The organism is Rhodoferax sp. OV413, from assembly GCF_900104385.1.
GTDB lineage: Bacteria > Pseudomonadota > Gammaproteobacteria > Burkholderiales > Burkholderiaceae_C > Rhodoferax_B.
The window spans coordinates 43,991-66,139 of the sequence record NZ_FNJA01000003.1 but is presented as its reverse complement, the minus strand read 5'-3'; the positions used below and the strand labels follow the sequence as shown (position 1 = coordinate 66,139).

The following is a 22,149-nucleotide window of genomic DNA, read 5'->3' as shown; positions in this document are numbered from 1 at the left end:
CTGACTGCCCCGATGGCCGCTCTCCCCACCGCTGTTCCCCACCACATCGCCATCGTCATGGATGGCAACGGCCGCTGGGCGAACCGGCGCTTCATGCCGCGCCTGGCTGGCCACCACCAGGGCGTGGATGCGTTGCGGCGCTGCGTGCAGGCCTGCTTGGACCGCGGCGTCGGCGTGCTCACAGTATTCGCGTTCTCGTCCGAGAACTGGGACCGCCCGGCCGAGGAAGTCTCCGGCCTGATGTCGCTGATGGTCAGCGTGCTGGCCAAGGAAGTCGTCAAGCTGAAGGCGAACGGCGCGCAGCTACACTTTGTGGGCAATCTGTCGGCGCTGTCGGACAAGGTCCGCAACGGCTTGCTGGAAGCCGAGAAAGAAACCGCCGAAAACAGCAAGCTGGTGTTGAACATCTGCTTTAACTACGGCGGCCGCTGGGACATCGCCCAGGCCGCGCAAAAGCTGGCTGCCGCGGGCGAGGCGATTACCGAAAAGAGCATGGACCGGGCCATGGCCTTGGCCCATTCGCCCGATCCTGACCTGCTGATACGCACCGGCGGCGAGTTCCGCATCAGCAACTTCCTGCTCTGGCAGGTCGCGTACTCCGAGCTGGTTTTCAGCGAAAAACTCTGGCCCGAATTCGACGAGGCCGCGCTGGACGAGGCGATTGCCGTCTACAACCGCCGCGAACGCCGCTTTGGCAAAACCTCGGAGCAGGTCACCTCGGCTGCTTCGGCTACCTGAGCCGCCTTCCATGCTGAAGCAACGTGTCATCACGGCCATCGTCTTGTTGGCCTTTCTTCTGCCTGCGTTGTTCTATCCGGCCCCTGAACCCCTGTGCCTGCTGGCGGTGCTGGCCATCGCCTCCGCCGCCTGGGAATGGGGCAAGATGAACGGCCTGTCGCAACCCAAGGCCCTGGGCCTGGCGATGCTGATGGTCGTGGCCTGCGCCCTGTCCTGGATCATGGGCTTGCTGACCGCACACATGCCGACCTTGTGGACCGTGGTTGGCGCCGCCTGGGTGCTGGTTGGCGCCTGGCTGCTGCGCCGCGGCGTGGACGGTTGGGCACGGATTTCCAGCGCTTTGCGCGGCTTGGTCGGCTTTATCGCCCTGTGGGCCGCCTGGCTGGCGATCTGCCAGGCCCGTGTGGTCGGCACCAATTTCTTGCTGTCGGTGCTGCTGCTGGTCTGGGTGGCCGACATTGGTGCCTACTTTGCCGGCCGCGCGTTTGGCACTAAATTTTTCAAGAACAAGCTGGCCCCCGCCATCAGCCCCGGCAAAAGCTGGGAAGGCGTGTGTGGCGGCATGCTGGGTGTAGTCGTGCTGGCCCTGGTCTGGGTCTGGGCCGACGGTGCCTGGCAGGCGCAAGTGCCCAGCCTGTACACCCGCCTCGCGCACCAGAGCGGCCTGCTGTTGCTGCTGGCCGCCTTGTTCATGGCGGCGATGAGCGTGGTCGGCGATCTGGTCGAGTCACTGATCAAGCGCAGCGCCGGCGTCAAGGACAGCAGCGGCCTGCTGCCCGGCCACGGCGGCGTGCTGGACCGGGTTGACGCGCTCTTGCCCACGCTGCCGCTGGCCATGATGCTGGCATCCATCGTAGGCTGAAGACGGTATGAAACAGGTTTTGACGATTTTGGGTTCCACCGGTTCGGTGGGCACCAGTACCCTGGACGTGGTGGCACGCCACCCGGGCCGGTTCGAAATTTTCGCGTTGACGGCGGCCACCCAAGTGGACCTGATGCTGCAGCAGTGCGCGCAGTTCAAGCCCAAATTCGCCGTGATGGCAAGTGTGCCGCATGCCGCGTTGCTGGCTGAGAAAATCAAGCAAAACAGCCTTCCGACGCAGGTACTGTCTGCGGAAGAAGCTATTAAAATGGTAGCGTCGCATGCGGATGTAGATGCGGTGATGGCGGCGATCGTCGGCGCTGCCGGCCTGGCCCCGTGCCTGGCCGCGGCGCGCGCCGGCAAGCGTTTGCTGCTGGCCAACAAAGAAGCGCTGGTGGTTGGTGGCGAGGTGTTCCTGGCGGCCGTGAAACAGGGCGGGGCGCTGCTGCTGCCTATCGACAGCGAGCATTCGGCGGTGTTCCAGTCGCTGCCCGAAGACCCGGCGGTCTGGCCGCGGCGCATCGAGAAGATCATGCTGACCTCGTCGGGCGGCCCGTTCCGCACCCGCGACCCGGCCACCCTGCGCGACGTGACCCCCGAGCAGGCCTGCGCCCACCCCAACTTCGCCATGGGCCGCAAGATATCGGTGGATTCGGCCACCATGATGAACAAGGCCTTGGAGGTGATTGAGGCCAAGTACCTGTTTGGCGTCACGCCCGAGCAGATCGAGGTGGTGATCCATCCGCAGCAAATCATCCATTCGATGGTGCAGTTCCACGATGCCTCGGTGATGGCCCAACTGGGCACGCCGGACATGCGGGTGCCGATTGCCTACGGCCTGTCCTGGCCCGAGCGGATTGAGAGCGGCACGGCGCGGCTGGATTTCTCGCAGATGGCGGCCATGACCTTCGAAGTGCCGGATATGCAGCGCTTCCCCTGTCTGCAGCTGGCCTGGGAGAGCCTGCGCGCGCCGTCCGGCACCTGCGCGGTGCTGAATGCGGCCAACGAGGTGGCGGTGGCGGCGTTTCTGGACCGTCGCATCCGCTTTGACCAGATCCACCAGATCAATCTTGCAACTTTAGAGGCGGTCAGCCCCTCCAAGCCGCAGACGCTGGAGGATTTGCTGGCGTTGGACGCGCAGTCGCGCGCCGCAGCGCTGCAGGCCATGGCGGGTCTGCACGCTTAACCGCCTGCACGCTGAATAAAGGATTGCCATGCTGACCATTGTGGCTTTTGTCGTAGCGCTGGGATTGCTGATCGCCATCCATGAATACGGCCACTACCGGGTGGCGGTGGCTTGCGGCGTCAAGGTGTTGCGCTTCTCGGTCGGTTTTGGCCGCCCTTTGCTGCGCTGGCAGCCCAAGGGCTCGCCCACCGAGTTCGTGCTGGGTGCATTTCCGCTCGGCGGCTACGTCAAGATGCTGGACGAGCGCGAAGCGCCGGTGGCAGCGGAAGAGCGGCATCTGGCCTTCAATACCCAAACTTTACCCAAGCGCACCGCGATCGTGGCGGCCGGCCCGCTGGCCAATCTGCTGCTGGCTGTGCTGCTGTACGCCATCGTCAACTGGAGCGGGGTAGAAGAGCCCAAGGCGATTCTGGCCAGCCCCAGCATTGGTTCCATCGCTGAAAAAGCCGGCGTGCAGGGCGGCGAAACTGTCACCCGCGCGGGCTGGGACGGCGAGGCGCTGGACGAGGTGATGTCGTTCGACGACCTGCGTTGGCTGCTGACCCGCGGTGCGCTGGACGGCCGCGATGTGCGGCTGGAGCTGGCCACCTCCGAGCAGGGCGCGCGCCGCGAAGTGCTGATGCCGCTGGCCACGCTGCAGGCGGCAGAGGCTGATGCCCAGCTGTTCCGCACCATCGGCGTGCTTGGCCCCTGGACCCGCCCGGTGATTGGCGATCTGGTAGCCGATGGCGCGGGCGCCCGATCGGGCCTGCAGCGCGGTGACCTGGTGCAGCAGGTGGGTGCGGTGCGCATCGTCGATGGCCAGCAGCTGCGCGAAACCATCCGTGGCTCGCTGATCGACGGCCAGCCTGTGGCCCAGGTCTGGCGCATCGAGCGCGACGGCCGCATGTTGGACCTGAGCGTGACGCCAGATGCCAAGCCCGAAGGTCTGCAATCGGTAGGCCGCATTGGCGCCTATGTGGGTGCGCCGCCGAACATGCTGACCATCCGCTACGGCGCGTGGGACGGCATCTGGCGCGGTGTCGAGCGCACCTGGGAGGTGTCGGGTCTGACCCTGCGCATGATGGGCCGTATGCTGATCGGCGAAGCCTCTATCAAGAATTTGAGCGGCCCTTTGTCGGTGGCCGAGTACGCGGGCAAGTCGGCGAGCCTGGGCTTTACACAGTACCTGGTGTTTCTGGCGCTGATCAGCGTTAGTCTGGGTGTGTTGAACCTGCTGCCTGTGCCCATGCTCGATGGTGGGCACCTGTTGTATTATCTTTGGGAGGCCGTCACAGGCAAATCCGTATCCGACGCCTGGATGGAGCGCCTGCAACGCGGAGGTGGTGCGGTGCTTCTGGTCATGATGTCCATTGCACTGTTTAACGATGTCAACCGCCTCTTTGGCTAACACTCAAACGCGGGGCTGCTCTGCCGGCCCAGCAACACCCTAATTCATGAAAAATCACTTTACTTGCTTTCGCTTACGCACCTTGTCTGCGGCCGTAGCGCTGGTTTTTGCGGCCAACACAGCCTGGGCCGTCACCCCCTTCGCAGTCAGAGACATCCGTATCGAAGGCCTGCAACGGGTCGAGCCGGGTACCGTTTTTGCCTCCTTGCCGTTCCGTGTGGGTGATACCTATAACGACGACCAGGGCTCGGCGGCCATCCGCACGCTGTTTGCCCTGGGCCTGTTCAAGGACGTGCGCCTGGAGGTCAGTGGCGACGTGCTGGTGGTGGTGGTCGAAGAGCGACCGACGATTGCCGAGGTGGAATTCGTGGGCTCCAAGGAGTTCGACAAGGACGTGCTGAAGAAGTCGATGCGCGATGTGGGCCTGGCCGATGGCCGGCCTTTCGACAAGGCACTGGCCGACCGCGCCGAGCAGGAACTCAAGCGCCAGTACATCAACAAGAGCCTGTACGCCGCCGATGTGGTGACCACCGTGACCCCGGTGGAGCGGAATCGCGTGAACCTGACCTTCACCATTACCGAAGGCGAGCCGGCCAAGATCAAGGACATTCACATCGTGGGTGCCAAGGCTTTCAGCGAATCCACGCTGCGCAACCTGTTCGAACTGGATACCGGCGGCTGGCTTAGCTGGTACACCAAGTCGGACCGCTACACCCGCGCCAAGCTGAATGCCGACATCGAGACGCTGCGCTCGTACTACCTGTCGCGCGGCTATCTGGAGTTCAAGGTCGACTCCACCCAGGTGGCGATTTCTCCGGACAAGCAAAGCATTTCCATTGCCTTGAACGTCACCGAAGGCGAGCGTTTCGTGGTGTCCGCGGTGCGTCTGGAAGGCAACTTCCTGGGCAAGGAAGATGAGTTCAAGTCGCTGGTCAGCATCAAGCCGGGTGAGGCCTACAACGCCGACCTGGTGGCCAAGACCACCAAGGCGTTCAAAGACAATTTCGGCAGCTTCGGCTTTGCATTTGCCCAGGTCGAGGCGCGCCCCGAGATCGACCGCACGACCAACCGCGTCGTGCTGGTGATGCAGGCCGAGCCTTCGCGCCGGGCCTATGTGCGCAAGGTGAATGTGGCCGGCAACAGCCGCACCCGTGACGAAGTGATACGCCGCGAGTTCCGCCAGTTCGAATCGTCCTGGTACGACGGCGACAAGATCAAGCTGTCGCGCGACCGGGTGGACCGCCTGGGCTTTTTCAAAGAAGTGGGCGTCGAGACGCAAGACGTGGCCGGTTCGCCCGACCAGGTGGATGTGCAGGTCAATGTGGAAGAAAAGTCTTCCGGCAGCATCCAGCTGGGCGCGGGTTTCTCCAGCGCAGAAAAGGTCTCGCTGTCGTTCAGCATCAAGCAGGAGAACGCCTTCGGCTCGGGCAACTACCTGGGCCTGGAAGTCAACACCAGCAAGTACAACCAGGCGATCGTGGTCAGCACGATAGATCCGTACTTCACCACCGGCGGGATTTCGCGCTCCATCGACGTCTACCACCGTGCCACCAAGCCGTACAACGACCAAGGCGGTAATTACCAGCTGGTCACCCAGGGTGCGGGACTGAAGTTCGGCGTGCCGTTCAGCGAGCTGGATACCGTGTACTTCGGCGCCGCCCTGGAGCGCACCACCATCAAACCGGGTACCAACATCCCGGCGGCCTATCTGGCCTATGCGGCCGAATTCGGCTACACCAGCACCGCCGCGCCCTTGTCGATTGGCTGGTCGCGCGATGACCGCGACAGCACCTTGGCGCCCAGCAGCGGTGTCTACCAGCGCCTGAACAGCGAACTCGGCGTGTTCGGCGACGCGCGCTACACCCGCACCAACTACCAGTACCAGCAGTACGTGCCGCTGACCAAGCAGTTCACCCTGGCCTTTAACGGCGAAGCGGGCTGGGGCAAGGGCTTGGGGAGCAATCCCTTCCCGGTGTTCAAGAACTTCTACGGCGGTGGTCTGGGCTCGGTCCGCGGCTTCGAACAGGGCACTTTAGGTCCACGCGATGTCACTGGCTCGGTGATTGGCGGCCCCAAGAAGTTCACCCTGAATGCCGAACTCCAGTCGCCATTCCCCGGCGCCGGCAACGATCGCACCTTGCGCCTGTTCGCCTTCACCGACGTGGGTAATGTCTACGGCGACAACGAAAAAGTACGCCTCAACGAAACGCGGGCTTCGGTCGGCGTGGGTCTGAGCTGGATATCTCCCGTGGGCCCGCTGCGTTTGGCTTATGCCAAACCCGTGCGTAAATTCGCTGGCGATAGAATCCAACCCTTGCAATTCCAAATAGGTACGTCTTTCTAATGAAGAATTTTCTACGCAACTGGGGCTCCGGCATTGTGCTGGGAGCCATGCTTCTGTCGGCACATGCGCAGGCAGACGAGTTCCGCGTTGGATTTGTCAACACGGACCGCATCTTCCGCGAGTCGGCGGCGGCCAAGACAGCCCAGGCCAAGCTGGAGCAAGAATTTGCCAAGCGCGAGAAGGAGCTCAGCGATGCTGGCACCGTCTTGAAAGCAGCCTCCGACAAGTTCGAACGCGAAGCCTCGACCTTGGCCGAAAGCCAACGCGCGTCGCGCCAGAAACAGCTGGTCGACCAAGACCGCGAATTCCAGCGTAAGCGCCGCGAGTTCCAGGAAGACCTGAACTCGCGCAAGAACGAAGAGCTGCAACAAGTGCTGGAAAAGGCCAACAAGGTCATCAAGCAGGTTGCCGAGACGGAGAAATACGATGCCGTGCTGCAAGAGGCCGTGTACATCAACCCCAAGTACGACATTACGGACAAGGTCATCAAGGCTTTGAACGGCGTCGGCACCAAGTAATTCGCCAAGAGGGGGCTCCAACATGGCGCTGCGTCTAGGCGCAATCGTGGAAGCCCTCGGGGGCGAGCTGCAGGGCGACGCGGCACTGGTCATCGACGGCATTGCGCCGTTGGAATCGGCCGGCCCGTCGCAGCTGGCTTTCCTCAGCAATCCCAAGTACCAGCAGCAGCTGGCCAGCTCCCGAGCGGGCTGCGTGATCGTCGGGCCAGCCCAGCGCGATCTGGCCCTGGCGCGTGGTGCCTGCATCGTGGCCGATGCCCCGTATCTTTACTTTGCCAAAGTCACCCAGCTGTGGAAGCGCCAGCGTGCTGCCGTGGCCGGCCCTGCCATCCACCCCAGCGCGGTAATCGACCCCAGTGCCCAGATCGACCCCAGCGCCCGCATCGGCCCGCTGTGCGTGGTCGAGCGCGGTGCGCGCATCGGCGCCGATACGGTGCTCAAGTCCCGCGTCACCCTGGGCGAAGACTGCAGCATCGGCGCGCGCTGCCTGCTGCATGCGGGCGTGGTGATCGGCGCGGACGGCTTTGGCTTTGCGCCGAACGCCGGTGCCTGGGAAAAGATCGAACAGCTGGGCGCGGTGCGCATCGGCGACGACGTGGAAATCGGCGCCAATACCTGCATAGACCGGGGCGCGCTGGACGACACCGTGATTGGCAACGGCGTCAAGCTCGACAATCTGATCCAGATCGGCCACAACGTGCAGATCGGCGAGCACACGGCCATGGCCGGCTGTGTCGGCGTGGCCGGCAGTGCGCATATCGGTGCGCATTGCACCGTGGGTGGTGGGGCCATCGTGCTCGGCCATCTGACGCTGGCCGACCGTGTCAACATCTCTGCCGCCACGGTGGTGACCCGCTCGATTTCGCAGCCCGGCCACTACACGGGCATGTTTCCGATTGACGACAATGCGAAGTGGGAAAAGAACGCCGCTTCCCTGAAACAGCTGCACAGTTTGCGTGACCGCTTGAAGGCGGTCGAAAAATCACTAGAACAACATTTGAAGAGCCTAGAAACACCATGATGGACATCCACCAAATCCTCAAGCAGCTGCCCCACCGTTACCCCTTTCTGATGGTGGACCGGGTGGTGAGCATCGAAAAATCCAAGTCCATCCGCGCGTTCAAGAACGTCACCATCAATGAGCCGTTTTTCCAGGGCCATTTTCCGCGCCGCCCGGTCATGCCCGGCGTGCTGATGCTGGAAGCCCTGGCCCAGGCCGCCGCCTTGCTGGCTTTTGACGCACTGAACAAATCGCCCGACGACGACACGGTCTACTACTTTGCGGCCATCGACAACGCCCGTTTCAAGCGCCCGGTCGAACCCGGCGACCAGCTGATGCTGGACGTGGAGCTGGTGCGCATGAAGTCCGGCATCTTCAAATTCAAGGGCAAGGGCACCGTGGGTGAAGAGCTGGCGGTCGAAGCCGAGCTGACCTGCGCGATGCGCACCATCGCCTAAGGACTGCGTGTGACCGCTATCCACGCTACTGCCCTGGTGGACCCGTCGGCCCAGCTGGACGATTCGGTCAGCGTCGGCCCGTACACCGTGATCGGCCCGCATGTGAAGATCGGCGCCGGCACCACGGTCGGCCCGCACTGCGTCATCGAAGGCCACACCACGATTGGCCGCGACAACCGGATCTTCCAGTTCAACTCCCTGGGCGCGGTGCCGCAGGACAAGAAGTACGCGGGCGAGCCCACCGAGCTGGTGATAGGCGACCGCAACATCGTCCGCGAGTTCTGCACCTTCAACCTCGGCACGGTGCAGGACGCCGGTGCCACCCGTATCGGCGACGACAACTGGATCATGGCCTACGTGCACATCGCGCACGACTGCCAGCTGGGCAACCAGATCACCATGGCCAACAACACCACGCTGGCCGGCCATGTGCAGGTGGGCGACTGGGCGACCATCGGCGGCCTGACTGGCGTGTTGCAGCGCATGCGCATCGGCGCCCACACCATGGTCGGCTTTGCCAGCCATGTGAACAAGGATGTACCGCCTTTCATGGTGGTCGATGGCCATCCGCTGGAGGTACGCGCCGTCAATCTGGTGGGCTTGAAGCGGCGCGACTTTTCGGATGCGAGCCTGAAGGCCATCCGCGAGATGCACAAGCTGATCTACCGCCAGGGCAAGACCCTGGACGAAGCGCGTACCGCGATCCAGGCCCTGGCGGCCCAGATGCCCGAAGCCGCGGCGGACATCGCGCTGATGGACGACTTCCTCGGCTCTTCCGTCAGCGGCATCGCCCGCTAATGCCCGCGCCCCGCATCGCCATGGTGGCCGGCGAGGCCTCTGGCGACCTGCTCGCCGGCCTGGTGCTGGACGGCTTGCGTGCGCATTGGCCCGACCTGCAATCCACCGGCATCGGCGGTCCGCAGATGGCCAAGCGCGGCTTCCAGGCTGCCTGGCCCAGCGACAAGCTGGCCGTGCACGGCTACAACATGGACGTGTTCCTGCGCTTGTACGAGTTGATCAACATCCGCAAGCAGCTGCGCGAACGCCTGCTGCAAGAGCGCCCGGCGGCGTTCATCGGCGTGGATGCGCCCGACTTCAACCTGGGCCTGGAAGCCGCGCTGAAGGCCCAGGGCGTGCCCACCGTGCATTTTGTCTGCCCGTCGATCTGGGCCTGGCGCGCCGACCGGGTGGAGAAGATCCGCCGCGCGGCCGACCACGTGCTGTGCATCTTCCCGTTCGAGCCGGCCTTGCTGGCCGAGCACGGCATTGCCGCCACCTATGTCGGCCACCCACTGGCCAGCGTGATCCCGCTCAACCCCGACCGCGCAGCCGCACGGCAGAAGCTGGGCTTGGGCGACGGTGACGATGTGGTTGCCATCCTGCCCGGCAGCCGGCAGTCTGAAATCAAATACCTGGCTTTGCGGTTCTTTCAGGCTGCAGCGCAGATGCTGCTTGCGCGACCAGCTATTAAATTTGTAGTGCCGGCGATTCCCTCGCTGAAACAGCGCATCGAAGCCATCGCCACTGAGGCAGGCATGGCCGGTCGCATCCAGATCGTCGCTGGCCAGTCGCACACCGTGCTGGCCGCCTGCGACGTGACCCTGATCGCCAGCGGCACGGCGACTCTGGAGGCGGCGCTGTTCAAGCGGCCGATGGTGATTGCCTACAACATGCACTGGCTGTCCTGGAAGCTGATGCAGCGCAAGCAGCTGCAGCCCTGGGTGGGCCTGCCGAACATCTTGTGCGCCGACTTCGTGGTACCCGAGCTGCTGCAGGACGCGGCCACGCCGCAGGCCCTGGCTGCCGCTACGCTGCAGTGGCTGGACGCCAAGGGCTCTGCGAAAATCACCGCTCTTGAAGAAAAATTCACCGCGCTGCACCACACGCTGCAGCGCGATACCGCCCAGCTTGCCACCGATGCCATCGAAAAAATTATCAGCGCCTGAACAGGTTCCGCTGGCCTGGGGCCCGCGCGGCCTGGTCGCCGGCGTGGACGAGGCCGGCCGCGGCCCGCTGGCCGGGCCGGTGGTGGCCGCGGCGGTGATCCTGGACGATTTGCGCCCGATCCGCGGCCTGGCCGATTCCAAGAAGCTGACCGCCAAGCGGCGCGAGCAGCTGTTCGACGAAATCCTGGCCAAAGCCTTGTGCTGCTCGATTGCCGAAGCCAGCGTGGAAGAAATCGAGCGCCTCAACATCCTGCAGGCCACCATGCTGGCCATGCAGCGCGCCGTCACCGGCCTGCGCCTCAAGCCCGGCCATGTGCTGGTCGACGGCAACCGCCTGCCCACCCTGAGCATGACCAGCGACGCTATCGTCAAAGGCGACTCCCTGGTGCCGGCGATCTCGGCGGCCTCGATCCTGGCCAAGGTGACGCGGGACCGCTGGTGCGCCCAGGTCGACCTGGACTATCCGCAGTACGGCTTTGCGGGCCACAAGGGCTATGGCACGGCCGCCCATCTGGCGGCGCTGCAAGCCCATGGGGCCTGCCCGCTGCACCGTAAAACATTCGCCCCCGTGGCTCTGGCATTGCGATGAGTTCTGACCCCATCACCCACATCCAGTCGCGCGACAACCCGCTGCTGAAAGAGCTGCGCCGCTTGTCGCAGGACAGCACGGCCTACCGCAAGCAGGGCCGCGTTTGGCTGGAAGGCGACCACCTGTGCCGCGCCGCCTTGGCCCGCGGCTGGAAGCCGGCGCTGGCGGTGTTTTCAGAGTCTTTTTGGCCCCAAGCGCAGGCGCAATATGCGCAGGCAGCTATTAAAACCATAGTGATGGCCGACAAACTGCTGGCCGACCTGAGCAGCCTGGAATCGCCGGCGCCCATGGGTTTTGTCGTCGACTTGCCTAGCGCCACTGCGCTGGACCCGGCAGCTGCCAGCGTCATCCTCGACCGCGTGCAGGACGCCGGCAACGTTGGCTCCATCCTGCGCAGCGCCGGCGCCTTCGGCTTCAAGCAGATCATCGCGCTCAAGGGCACGGCGGCGCTGTGGAGCCCCAAGGTGCTGCGCGCCGGCATGGGCGCACATTTCGGCCTGCGCCTGATCGAAGGCCTGGAGCCCGAGGCGCTGGAGGCGCTGACCGTGCCCCTGGTGGTCACCAGCTCGCACCAGGGCGCGCTGCTGCAAGACCAGAAGCTGCCTTTTCCCTGCGCCTGGGCCATGGGCCACGAAGGCCAGGGCGTGGGTCCGGCCCTGCAGGCGCGCGCCCAGATCGCGGTGCGCATAGGCCAGCCGGGCGGCGAGGAGTCGCTGAACGTGGCGGCGGCGGCGGCCATCTGCCTGCATGCCTCGGCCATAGGCCAGCGCTAAATTCCGGTTTTGCTACTGTTATCGTAGCTGCTAGCGCAGGATCTACCTGCGCCAGAGCCTGTTTTTACTTATAAACGGTAGATGCCGGGTAGTTGCGCACTGCAGCGGTTGCGCCGGCCTTTACCCGTGCCCGCCGCTTTTTCAGCCAGATATACACCCCGGTCACGCTGAGCATGGCCACTACCAGGCCCATCAGCGAGATCAGGATGCGCCCAGGCAAGCCCAGGATGCGGCCCGAATGCAGCGGGAACTGGGCCTGGACGAAGATGTCGGCGGCCGTGCCCTTCCAGGGTTCGCGCTCGCCCAGGATGCGCCCGTCCTGGCCGTCCAGGTACAGGGTGCGGTGGCCGACACCGCCCGCGCCGTGGTCGTCCTCCGGCTGGAAGAAGGCCACGCCGTAAATGCCGAAGCTGCGCGCATAGAACACCGAACCCGTGGGCTCGGCCCATCCGCGCTGCGTGGCTTCCAGTCGCGCCGCGTCCAGTGCCTGGGCGTAGCCGAGCTGGGCGACCAGCGGCTGGTTCTCAGGGCGCGGCTGGCGGGTGTCGAAAGGCGAGGGCGTGACGTTGGAGACCAGCGACATCACCGGGAAGAACACCTCGCGGTACAGGTTCAGCGAGAACGCGGTAAAGGCCACGATGAACAGCAGCGCCCAGGTCCACAGGCTGCCGGCGCGGTGCAGGTCGAAGTTCAGCTTGTAGGTGCCGTTCTTCCAGCGGACCTTCCAGGCCAGCTTCCAGCGCTGCCACCAGGTTTTGCGCGGCGCGGCCGGCCCGGTCTTGGGTGGCGGCAGCGTCAGGTAGAAGCCGGTGAAGCAATCTACCGTCCAGACCAGGGCCACCACGCCCAGCAGCCACACGCCCCAGCGGTCTATGCCCCAGAAGGCCGGCATGTGCAGGCTGTAGTGCAGCACGTAGAGGAAGGAAATGAAGTTGTCCTTCTGGATCGGCCAGACCGCGCCCCATTCGCGCCGGCCCAGCTCGGCGCCCGATACCGGGTCGACAAACACCTGGTTGAAACCTGGCTGGAATAGTGCGCCGGTGGTCGGGTCGACGCGGGGCTCGACGCCGAAGGCCAGCGAATGGCCGGGCTCCACCGCCAGCGGCACGAAGCCGACCTGTACCGTCGGATGCCGGGCCTCGATCTGGCGTACCAGCTCCAGCGGTGGCAGCGCCGGGCCGACGCTGTGCGCCTCGGTGAGGTGCGGGTTCAGCCACGCGTCGAGCTCGTGGTCCCAGGAGATCACCGCGCCGGTCAGGCCCGAGATGAACAGGAAGCCGGCGATGAACAGCCCGGACCAACGGTGGACGAGAACGAGTAGCGAACGCATGCGGAGGTTTACCTTGTCAGAAGTCGAAGCGGGCGCTCAAGCTGAGGCTGCGCGGGTCCGCGGGTTTGATCCAGTTGGCGTACTGGTATTCCCAGAAGCGCGCATTGGCGGCGTTGTTGACGCTGGCCCTCAGGGTGGTGGCGTAGCCGCCGAGGTTCAGGCTGTAGCTGGCGCCCAGGTTGAGCACGGTGTGGCCACCGACCTGCACGCTGTTGGCGGCATTCAGCATCACATTGCCGGTGAACTTGGCGTCGGCGGTCAGGTCCAGCCCGGGTACCTGCGCCACCTTGTAGGCGAGGCGGGCGGTAGCCATCCACTCGGGGGCCCCGGCCACGCGCTTGCCGATGTTGGCAATGCCCTTGTTGTAGGCGGTGTCCAGCAGCATCAGGTTGCCGCCCAGCTGCCATTGCGCGCCGACCCGGGTGCTGGCGCCCAGCTCCAGGCCCTGGTAGCGGGATTCGCCGTCCTGCACCAGCACATTGCTGGCGTTCGCATACTCGCTGGGCCGCTCGATGCGGAACAGCGCGGCGGTGGCGCTCCAGCGCTCCTGTTCGGACTTGACGCCGATCTCGTACTGCTTGCTGGTCAGCGGGTCCAGCAGCCGATTGGCATTGGCATAGGTGCTGCCTACGGTCTTGCCCGGCTCCAGCGACTGCATGTAGCTGGTGTAGACCATGGTGTGGGCCTGCGGTTTGAACATCAGCGCCAGGGTCGGCGTGGTCACGCTGTCGGCGTAGCGACTCAGGCTACTGCCGTCGAGGTTGTAGTCGTTTTGCGCGTAGCGGGTGTGGCGCAGGCCGGCCAGCACCGACCAGCGCTCGGACAGGCTCAGCGTGTCGCTGGCAAACACGGCTTTCTGGCTGATGTCGCCGGCGCGGTACAGGTTCAGGTTGCCCAGGCTGGTGTAGTTGTTGGTGTTGGCCGCGAAGATGTTGCCCGTGCCCAGCGTGGCCCAGACGCCATTGCTGCTGTAGTCGTTCAGCTGCTTTTGCCAGGCCGCGCCAAACACCAACTGGTGCGTTAGCGTGCCGGTGCGGGCCTTGCCCTCCAGCATCAGCTGCCACTGGTCGAAGCGGTGGCCTTCGCGGGTGTCGGAGCGGTTCTCGTTGTAGTTGCCGGCCGCGTCCTGCAGGTAGAGGATGCTTTCGTTGCGGCTGCGCTTGGAGGTGCTGTAGCTGTAGTGGGTGCTGGCCGTCCAGTCGGGGGCGATCTGGTACTTCAGGCCGGTGGAGGTGAACAGGAAATCGGTGTCGAGAAACTGGCCGCCGCTCAGCAGCTGCTGGCTGTCGCCCAGCACGCTGTTCGGCAGGCTGCTGCCGCTGAGTTGCGCGGCCGAGATGGATGGGCCTTGGCCTTCGGTCTTGCGCTTTTGGTACAGGGAATCGAAGTTCCACACCAGGTCGGGCGTGAGTCGCGCGTCGAGTGCCAGCGACAGCGACTGGCGGTCTATCGTGCCGTCGTTGAAGGTCTTGCCGTTTTCATTGACGGCGTTCAGGCGGTAGCCGAACTGCTTGTCATTGCCGAAGCGGCCACCCAGATCGACGCTCTGGCTCCAGATGTTATTGGTCTTGTAGCCGAGCTCGATGCTGCGCAGCGGCTCATCGGTGGGCTGCTTGCTCACATAGTTGATCAGCCCGCCCGGCGAGCCAAAGCCGTACAGAAAGCCCGAGGAGCCCTTGAGCAGCTCGATCTGCTCGAAGTGCTCGTAGGGCAGGGTGATGGCGTAGCTGAGGAAGGGTTTGCCGTCGATGCGGTAGGCGTTTTGCCAGTCCAGGTCCAGGCCGCGCACCGTCACGTAAGTGGCCCAGCTGCTGTAGGCGCCGCTGTTGTCGGTCACGCCGGCGTCCAGGGCGAACACATCGCCAAGCTTGGAGATTTGCCGCTGTGACAGTTCCTCGCGCGTCACCACCGTGGTGGACAGCGGTGTTTCCAGCTGGCTGCGCGTGCCCAGGGCGCCGGCGCTGAGCCGGGCTCGCAGACCTGGCGCCTCGGGCGTTGCCGCGGCGGTGACGGTGACCGCGGGCAGCGTGGCGGTCGGGCCTGGGCTTGCCTGGGGCGCCGGCAGCAGCAGATAGCCGGCCGCGGTCTTGCCCAGTGCATAGCCGCTGCCGCGCAGCAGCAGGCCAAAGCCTTCTTCCACGCCATAGCTGCCGCGCAGGCCGGGGGTTTGCAGGCCCTTGAGCTTGTCGGCCTCGATGGCGATGGCCACGCCCGACTGCTGGGCGAAGCGGCTCAGCGCATCGACCAGGCTGCTGGCCGGAATGTCGTAAGACGTGGCGGCTGGCGGCGTGGAGGTCTGGGCGTGCACGCCCGTGGCCAGGGTGGCGGCCAGGGCCAGCTGGATGGCCAGGGCCAGGGGGCGGCGGGCGGTTTTCAGGGTCAGGGGCTGCATGGTTGAGTGGTCCTTGTTGTGGCCGTTTTGTAGAAAAAACGAAACCGGGAACCAGCTAACGCATGTGCCTGGAAGAGGGTGAGGTGCATCCAGGCGGCCTAGCGGTCCGTTTTTCGTCGCGTACCCCTGCCTTGACGCACGAGACGCGGAAACACGAACCTGTTTTTGAAAATATGTGGGGCAGCGGGTCTGCATGGCTGCTGGCGCTCAGGGTTGGCTAGGTGCATCGACCAGCACCAGATACGGCGTCAGGCGGCGCACGCGCAGAGCGGGCAGGCTGTCGGTCAGCAGTTGCAGCGCGCGGTCGGTATCGTCCAGCGGCAGCACGGCCAGCATGCGGATGTCCTGCAGCTGCGCGCGGTCGTAGACGATGCGGCCCGGCCGGTGCCGACCCAAAACGTCCAGCACCTCGGGCAGCGGCTGGTCGCGGGCCACCAGCTGGTGGAACTTCCAGGCGTCCTGCACGCTGCGCACATCTACCGCCTCGACCGGGCCCAGGCCGTCGGCGCGGATGCGCACGCGCTGGCCGGCCTGGATGGCGGTGCCATCGCTGCCGCTCTGTGCCGCGGTTTGCACCCAGACGCTGGACTCCAGCATGGTCAGCAGCGTGCTGCCCGGCTGGGTGTCCACGCTGAAGCGCGTGCCCAGGGCGCGGATGCGGCCCTGCGCGGTTTCCACCACAAACGGGCGTTGCGCATCGTGGGCCACGTCGACCAGGATCTCGCCTTGCAGCAGTACCAGGGTGCGGCGCTGCGGGTCAAAGTGCAGGTCGACCGCGCTGCCGCTGCCCAGAGTGATGCGGCTGCCGTCGGCCAGGGTGCGGGTCTGCCATTGGCCGGTGCCGGTGCGCAGGTCGGCGGCGATATAGCTGGGCGGGTAGGCCTGCCATACCAGCCAGCCCGGCAGCACCAGTGCCATGACCAGGGCCAGCAGAGCTGCCAGGCGCTTGGGCCGGCGGTTGGTGGGAGGGTTTTTGGCCGGGTTGAAGGCCGCCTGGAAGGCTGCGCGCGCCGGTCCGGGGTGGCCGCCGCTGGCGCTGCGCAGGCCGGCCATGCGGTCCATCACCTGCTGCATGCGCTGGGCGGCCGCGGCGTGCAAGGGGTCTTGCTGCTGCCAGGCCGCAAAGGCGGCGCGGGCGTGGTCGCGCTCCAGTGGGTCGGCAGCGCTGAGGCGCGCCGTCCAGTCGGCGGCCTGGGCGGCAATGGCGTCGGGGATCGCGGGAATGGACAGGCTAGCCATGGTCCAGCACCTGGTGGCAGCGCAGCAGGCCTTGGGCCAGGTATTTCTGCACCATGCGCACCGAGACGCCGAGCTGTGCGGCAATTACCGGCTGGCTGGCGTCTTCCAGGTAGTGCAGCAAAAAAGCCTCGCGGCCCTTGGCTGGCAGGCTTTGCAGTGCGGCGCTCAGCTGTTCCAGTGCCTGCAGGGCGATTAGCACGGCCTCGGGCGAGGGCGCGCCGTCCAGGGTGCCGGCCATGGCCGCCAGGCCGGCCAGATAAGACTGCTCGATGCGCTGGTGCCGCGCCCGGTCGACCAGCAGGCGCTGTGCCGTGGTGGTGAGGTAGGCGCGCGGCGCGTCCAGGCGGGCCAGCCCGTGGGCCGGTGCGCGGGCGTTCAGGATGCGCACAAAGGTGTCGTGCGCCAGGTCGGCCGCCTGCTCGGAGCAGCCCAGCTTGCGCCGTAGCCACGCGTTCAACCAGCTGTGGTGCTGGCGGTAGAGCGCGGCAATGTCCTGAAAATGGGTTTCGGAGGCAAGCATGGTGCGGCCCGCGGGAGGGCAGAGAATTCAGTTTAAGTAATGCGAATAATTCGCAATTGTATTTGCATGCGAAATGATTGAGCGAAACTGCGGCGGTGGGGAGTGGTGTTTGCTCTGCTATTGATAGCTGCTTGCGCTGGATTCATATGCGCTAGAGGCTAATTTCGTTTAAATTTTGGCGATCCGTTGGCTGGGCCGGCGCTATGGACCAAGCGCGCGGCATCCGCACCCGGTGGCTTCACCGCCCATCCATGAGATGTAAAACCTGGTCGGCGGGCCATGGGAAAGTAGGGGCGCGTGGTCGGGGCCCTGGCCGGCGGCGATATAATCGTGGGCTTTCCCGCATCCACGTACGCCTAGCGCCGGTCCTACCGAACCCCCTTCCAGAGCATTTGCAAGAGTTTTCTCTTGGACCGCTTGGGCGTACCCGTAACTATTTCGGAGAACCCAGTGCTTTTGTCTCTTCAGGGAACCTTCCCATCCGCCATCCTGGCGCTCGCAGACGGCACGGTCTTTGTTGGCAATTCCATTGGAGCCCCAGGCTCCACCGTGGGCGAGGTGGTGTTCAACACCGCCATGACCGGCTACCAGGAAATCCTCACCGACCCCAGCTACTGCCAGCAGATCGTCACCCTGACGTACCCCCACATCGGCAACTACGGTGTCAATGTGGAAGACGTTGAAGCCGCCCGCGTGCATGCCGCCGGCCTGGTCATCAAAGACCTGCCGCTGGTCGCCTCCAACTTCCGCAGCCACCTGAGCTTGTCGGACTACCTGGTCCAGCAAAAGACGGTGGCCATCGCCAACCTCGACACCCGCAAACTGACCCGCCACCTGCGTACCCATGGTGCGCAGAACGGCTGCATCCTGGCCCTGCCCGCAGGCCACGACGTCACGCCCGAGGCGATTGCCCAAGCCGTGGCTGCCGCCCAGGGCGCGCCCAGCATGGCCGGCCTGGACCTGGCCAAGGTGGTATCGGCCAAGGAGTCCTACGCCTGGACCCAGACCGAATGGCAGCTGCACCAAGGCTATGGTGACCAGAGCGCGCCGCGCTTCCATGTGGTGGCGTATGACTTTGGCGTCAAGTTCAACATCCTGCGCATGCTGGCCAGCCGCGGCTGCCGCATCACCGTGGTGCCGGCCCAGACCAGCGCTAAAGACGTGCTGGCGCTGAAGCCCGATGGCGTGTTCCTGTCCAACGGCCCCGGCGATCCTGAGCCTTGCGACTACGCGATTGCCGCCACCCGCGAGCTGATCGAAACCGGCATCCCGACCTTCGGCATCTGCCTGGGCCACCAGATCATGGCCCTGGCCAGTGGCGCCAAGACCTTCAAGATGAAGTTCGGCCACCACGGTGCGAACCACCCGGTGAAAGACCTGGACGACGGCCGTGTCAGCATCACCAGCCAGAACCACGGTTTTGCCGTGGACCAGGCCAGCCTGCCGGCCAATCTGCGCGCCACCCATGTGTCATTGTTTGACGGCACGCTGCAAGGCCTGGCCCGTACCGACAAGCCGGCGTTCTGCTTCCAGGGCCACCCTGAAGCCTCGCCCGGCCCACACGATATCTCGTACCTGTTTGACCGCTTTACCGCACTGATGGAGAAAACAAAAAATGCCTAAGCGGACCGACCTTAAATCCATTCTGATCATTGGCGCGGGCCCGATCATCATCGGCCAGGCCTGCGAGTTCGACTACTCCGGCGTGCAAGCCTGCAAGGCGCTGCGCGAAGAAGGCTACAAAGTCATTCTGATCAACAGCAACCCGGCAACGATCATGACCGACCCGGCCACGGCCGACGTTACCTACATCGAGCCCATCACCTGGCAGACGGTCGAGAAGATCATCGCCAAGGAACGCCCGGATGCGATCCTGCCGACCATGGGCGGCCAGACCGCGCTGAACTGCGCGCTGGACCTGTGGCACAACGGCGTGCTCGAGAAGTACAAGGTTGAGCTGATCGGCGCCAAGCCCGAAGCCATCGACAAGGCCGAAGACCGCCTGAAGTTCAAGGACGCGATGACCAAGATCGGCCTGGGCTCGGCCCGTTCCGGCATTGCGCACAGCATGGAAGAAGCCTGGACGGTGCAGAAGACCCTGGGCTTCCCCACGGTTATCCGCCCCAGCTTCACCCTGGGCGGCACCGGCGGCGGCATTGCTTACAACTCGGAAGAGTTCGAAACCATCTGCAAGCGCGGCCTCGAAGCCTCGCCGACCAATGAGCTGCTGATCGAAGAATCGCTGCTGGGCTGGAAAGAGTACGAGATGGAAGTGGTGCGCGACACTGCCGACAACTGCATCATCGTCTGCTCGATCGAGAATCTGGACCCGATGGGCGTGCACACCGGCGACTCGATCACCGTGGCACCCGCCCAGACCCTCACCGACAAGGAATACCAGCTGCTGCGCAACGCCAGCCTGGCGGTGCTGCGCGAAATCGGCGTGGACACTGGCGGCTCCAATGTGCAGTTCTCCATCAACCCGAAAGACGGGCGGATGGTGGTGATCGAGATGAATCCGCGGGTTTCGCGTTCCTCCGCACTGGCTTCCAAGGCGACGGGTTTCCCGATTGCCAAGGTGGCGGCCAAGCTGGCGGTCGGCTACACGCTGGACGAGCTGCGCAACGACATCACGGGCGGCGCTACACCGGCCAGTTTCGAGCCCAGCATCGACTATGTGGTTACCAAGATTCCGCGTTTCGCGTTCGAAAAATTCCCCACCGCCGATGCGCGCCTGACGACGCAGATGAAGTCGGTCGGTGAAGTCATGGCCATGGGCCGGACCTTCCAGGAGTCCTTCCAGAAAGCCCTGCGCGGCCTGGAAGTCGGCGTGGACGGCATGAACGAGAAAACCCAGGACCGCGAAGTCTTGGAAAAAGAGCTGGGCGAGCCCGGCCCCGAGCGCATCTGGTACGTGGGCGACGCGTTTGCCCAGGGCATGAGCGTGGACGAAGTGTTCGCGCTGACCAAGATCGACCCCTGGTTCCTGGTGCAGATCGAGCAGATCGTGAAGATCGAGCTGGAGCTAGAAACCAAGTCGCTGGACGACATCGACGCCGCCACCCTGCGCGCCCTGAAGCAAAAAGGCTTCTCGGACCGCCGCCTGGCCAAGCAGCTGAAGACCACCGACACCGCGGTGCGCAATGCCCGCCGCGCCCTGGGCGTGCGCCCGGTCTACAAGCGCGTCGATACCTGCGCCGCCGAGTTCGCTACCGACACCGCCTACCTGTACTCGACCTACGAGGCTGAAGGCGGCGAGTGCGAGGCTGCGCCGACGGACAAGAAGAAGATCATGGTGCTGGGCGGCGGACCAAACCGTATCGGCCAGGGCATCGAGTTCGACTACTGCTGCGTGCACGCCGCGCTGGCCATGCGCGAAGACGGGTACGAGACCATCATGGTCAACTGCAACCCTGAAACCGTGTCCACCGACTACGACACCAGTGACCGTTTGTACTTCGAGCCGCTGACCCTGGAAGACGTGCTGGAAATCGTCGACAAGGAAAAGCCTTTCGGCGTGATCGTGCAGTACGGCGGCCAGACACCCTTGAAGCTGGCGCTGGACCTGGAAGCCAACGGCGTACCCATCATCGGCACCAGCCCCGACATGATCGACGCGGCCGAAGACCGTGAACGCTTCCAGAAGCTGCTGCACGCGCTGGACCTGCGCCAGCCACCGAATGCTACGGCCCGTACCGAGCCCGAAGCGCTGGAAAAGGCGGCTGCCCTGGGTTACCCGCTGGTGGTGCGCCCCAGCTATGTGCTGGGCGGACGCGCGATGGAAATCGTTCACGAGCAGCGCGATCTGGAGCGCTACATGCGCGAAGCCGTCAAGGTCAGCCATGACTCTCCCGTGCTGCTGGACCGCTTCCTGAACGACGCGATCGAATGCGATGTGGACGCGATCTGCGATGGCCAGCGCGTGTTCATCGGCGGTGTGATGGAACATATCGAGCAAGCAGGCGTGCACAGCGGCGACTCGGCCTGCTCGCTGCCACCGTACTACCTGTCGGCCGAGACTGTCACCGAGATCAAACGCCAGACCACGGCCATGGCGCATGCGCTGAAGGTGGTCGGTCTGATGAATGTGCAGTTCGCCATCCAGAATGTGGACGGCAAGGACGTGATCTATGTGCTGGAAGTGAACCCGCGTGCATCCCGCACCGTGCCCTTCGTCAGCAAGGCCACCGGCATCCAGCTGGCTAAGGTGGCTGCGCGCTGCATGGTCGGCCAGTCGCTGGACGCGCAGGGCATCTTCAAGGAAGTCACGCCGCCGTATTTCAGCGTCAAGGAAGCCGTGTTCCCGTTCGTCAAGTTCCCCGGTGTGGACACGATTCTCGGCCCCGAGATGAAGTCCACCGGCGAGGTGATGGGCGTGGGCAAGACCTTCGGCGAAGCCTTTGTGAAGTCGCAGATCGGCGCTGGCACCAAGCTGCCGCGCTCCGGCGTGGCCTTTGTGTCGGTGAAGAACAACGACAAGGCGCGTGCCGTGGAAGTCGCACGCGGCTTGGCGACCCTGGGCTTTAGCCTGCTGGCCACCAAGGGCACGGCGGCAGCGATCCAGGCGGCAGGCATTGCCTGCAACGTGGTGAACAAGGTCACCGAGGGCCGGCCCAACATCGTGGACATGATCAAGAACAACGAGATTGCTCTGGTCATCAACACCGTGGAAGAGCGCCGCAACGCCATCGCCGATTCCCGCCACATCCGCACCTCGGCCTTGCTGGCCCGCGTCACCACCTTCACCACCATTTTTGGTGCCGAAGCGGCGGTGGAAGGCATGCAGTACCTGGATGACCTGGATGTCATCTCGGTACAAGAAATGCACGCGCAGCTAGCGGCTTAAAGAACTCTGGAACCTCAT

The 22,149-nt window shown here is 64.6% G+C and carries 18 protein-coding genes; 14 read left to right on the top strand and 4 right to left on the bottom strand.

Annotated elements, in window-relative coordinates:
• Positions 1-12: 12 nt before the first annotated feature.
• From uppS to BLT66_RS11880, 12 genes are read left to right on the top strand one after another with little or no spacing between them, the layout of a single operon-like run.
• Positions 13-738, top strand: a complete 726-nt coding sequence (gene uppS, locus BLT66_RS11935; protein WP_092757946.1) for a polyprenyl diphosphate synthase — start codon at positions 13-15, stop codon at positions 736-738.
• 10 nt (positions 739-748) lie between these two features.
• Positions 749-1,600, top strand: a complete 852-nt coding sequence (locus tag BLT66_RS11930) for a phosphatidate cytidylyltransferase (RefSeq protein WP_092757945.1) — start codon at positions 749-751, stop codon at positions 1,598-1,600.
• A 7-nt stretch (positions 1,601-1,607) separates the two neighbouring features.
• The gene (ispC, locus tag BLT66_RS11925; protein WP_092757944.1) at positions 1,608-2,786 is read left to right on the top strand and encodes a 1-deoxy-D-xylulose-5-phosphate reductoisomerase; all 1,179 of its coding nucleotides are present in this window, start codon (positions 1,608-1,610) and stop codon (positions 2,784-2,786) included.
• Positions 2,787-2,814: 28 nt separating this feature from the next.
• Complete coding sequence (gene rseP, locus BLT66_RS11920) at positions 2,815-4,176, top strand: RIP metalloprotease RseP (protein WP_092757943.1); 1,362 nt, start codon at positions 2,815-2,817, stop codon at positions 4,174-4,176.
• Between the two features lie 46 nt (positions 4,177-4,222).
• Positions 4,223-6,520 carry an outer membrane protein assembly factor BamA gene (bamA, locus tag BLT66_RS11915; RefSeq protein WP_092757942.1) on the top strand — a complete coding sequence of 766 codons (2,298 nt, stop codon included), beginning with the start codon at positions 4,223-4,225 and terminating at the stop codon, positions 6,518-6,520.
• Positions 6,520-7,038 carry an OmpH/Skp family outer membrane protein gene (locus BLT66_RS11910; protein ID WP_092757941.1) on the top strand — a complete coding sequence of 173 codons (519 nt, stop codon included), beginning with the start codon at positions 6,520-6,522 and terminating at the stop codon, positions 7,036-7,038. Before bamA ends, BLT66_RS11910 begins: the two co-directional genes overlap by 1 nt.
• 22 nt (positions 7,039-7,060) lie before the next feature.
• Complete coding sequence (gene lpxD / locus BLT66_RS11905; protein ID WP_092757940.1) at positions 7,061-8,059, top strand: UDP-3-O-(3-hydroxymyristoyl)glucosamine N-acyltransferase; 999 nt, start codon at positions 7,061-7,063, stop codon at positions 8,057-8,059.
• Positions 8,056-8,496: a 3-hydroxyacyl-ACP dehydratase FabZ gene (gene fabZ, locus BLT66_RS11900; protein WP_092757939.1), complete on the top strand. Its 441-nt coding sequence runs from the start codon at positions 8,056-8,058 to the stop codon at positions 8,494-8,496. Before lpxD ends, fabZ begins: the two co-directional genes overlap by 4 nt.
• 9 nt (positions 8,497-8,505) lie before the next feature.
• The gene (gene lpxA / locus BLT66_RS11895) at positions 8,506-9,294 is read left to right on the top strand and encodes an acyl-ACP--UDP-N-acetylglucosamine O-acyltransferase (protein ID WP_092757938.1); all 789 of its coding nucleotides are present in this window, start codon (positions 8,506-8,508) and stop codon (positions 9,292-9,294) included.
• A gap of 20 nt (positions 9,295-9,314) precedes the next feature.
• Positions 9,315-10,442: a lipid-A-disaccharide synthase gene (lpxB, locus tag BLT66_RS11890; RefSeq protein ID WP_092758429.1), complete on the top strand. Its 1,128-nt coding sequence runs from the start codon at positions 9,315-9,317 to the stop codon at positions 10,440-10,442.
• A complete protein-coding gene (gene rnhB, locus BLT66_RS11885; protein WP_092757937.1) occupies positions 10,414-11,031 on the top strand; it encodes a ribonuclease HII in 618 nt (205 codons plus the stop codon). The genes lpxB and rnhB overlap by 29 nt, the downstream gene beginning before the upstream one ends.
• The gene (locus tag BLT66_RS11880; protein WP_092757936.1) at positions 11,028-11,804 is read left to right on the top strand and encodes a TrmH family RNA methyltransferase; all 777 of its coding nucleotides are present in this window, start codon (positions 11,028-11,030) and stop codon (positions 11,802-11,804) included. Before rnhB ends, BLT66_RS11880 begins: the two co-directional genes overlap by 4 nt.
• 64 nt (positions 11,805-11,868) lie before the next feature.
• On the opposite strand, the gene BLT66_RS11875 is transcribed toward BLT66_RS11880, so the two are convergent.
• The 4 genes from BLT66_RS11875 to BLT66_RS11860 all read right to left on the bottom strand — a co-directional run bounded on the left by BLT66_RS11875 (position 11,869) and on the right by BLT66_RS11860 (position 17,285).
• On the bottom strand, positions 11,869-13,134 hold the full coding sequence (locus BLT66_RS11875) for a PepSY-associated TM helix domain-containing protein (protein ID WP_092757935.1): 1,266 nt from the start codon (positions 13,132-13,134) through the stop codon (positions 11,869-11,871).
• A gap of 16 nt (positions 13,135-13,150) precedes the next feature.
• Entirely contained in the window at positions 13,151-15,526 is a 2,376-nt protein-coding gene (locus tag BLT66_RS11870) for a TonB-dependent siderophore receptor (RefSeq protein WP_092757934.1), read from the bottom strand.
• Positions 15,527-15,733: 207 nt separating this feature from the next.
• Positions 15,734-16,765 (bottom strand): FecR family protein, encoded by a 1,032-nt coding sequence (locus BLT66_RS11865; protein ID WP_092757933.1) that lies wholly within the window; start codon positions 16,763-16,765, stop codon positions 15,734-15,736.
• Positions 16,758-17,285 (bottom strand): sigma-70 family RNA polymerase sigma factor, encoded by a 528-nt coding sequence (locus tag BLT66_RS11860; protein ID WP_092757932.1) that lies wholly within the window; start codon positions 17,283-17,285, stop codon positions 16,758-16,760. The genes BLT66_RS11865 and BLT66_RS11860 overlap by 8 nt, the downstream gene beginning before the upstream one ends.
• A gap of 450 nt (positions 17,286-17,735) precedes the next feature.
• Here BLT66_RS11860 and carA point away from each other — a divergent pair, with 450 nt between their 5' ends.
• The gene (carA, locus tag BLT66_RS11855) at positions 17,736-18,908 is read left to right on the top strand and encodes a glutamine-hydrolyzing carbamoyl-phosphate synthase small subunit (RefSeq protein WP_092757931.1); all 1,173 of its coding nucleotides are present in this window, start codon (positions 17,736-17,738) and stop codon (positions 18,906-18,908) included.
• Positions 18,901-22,131 carry a carbamoyl-phosphate synthase large subunit gene (carB, locus tag BLT66_RS11850; protein ID WP_092757930.1) on the top strand — a complete coding sequence of 1,077 codons (3,231 nt, stop codon included), beginning with the start codon at positions 18,901-18,903 and terminating at the stop codon, positions 22,129-22,131. The genes carA and carB overlap by 8 nt, the downstream gene beginning before the upstream one ends.
• Positions 22,132-22,149 lie beyond the last annotated feature (18 nt).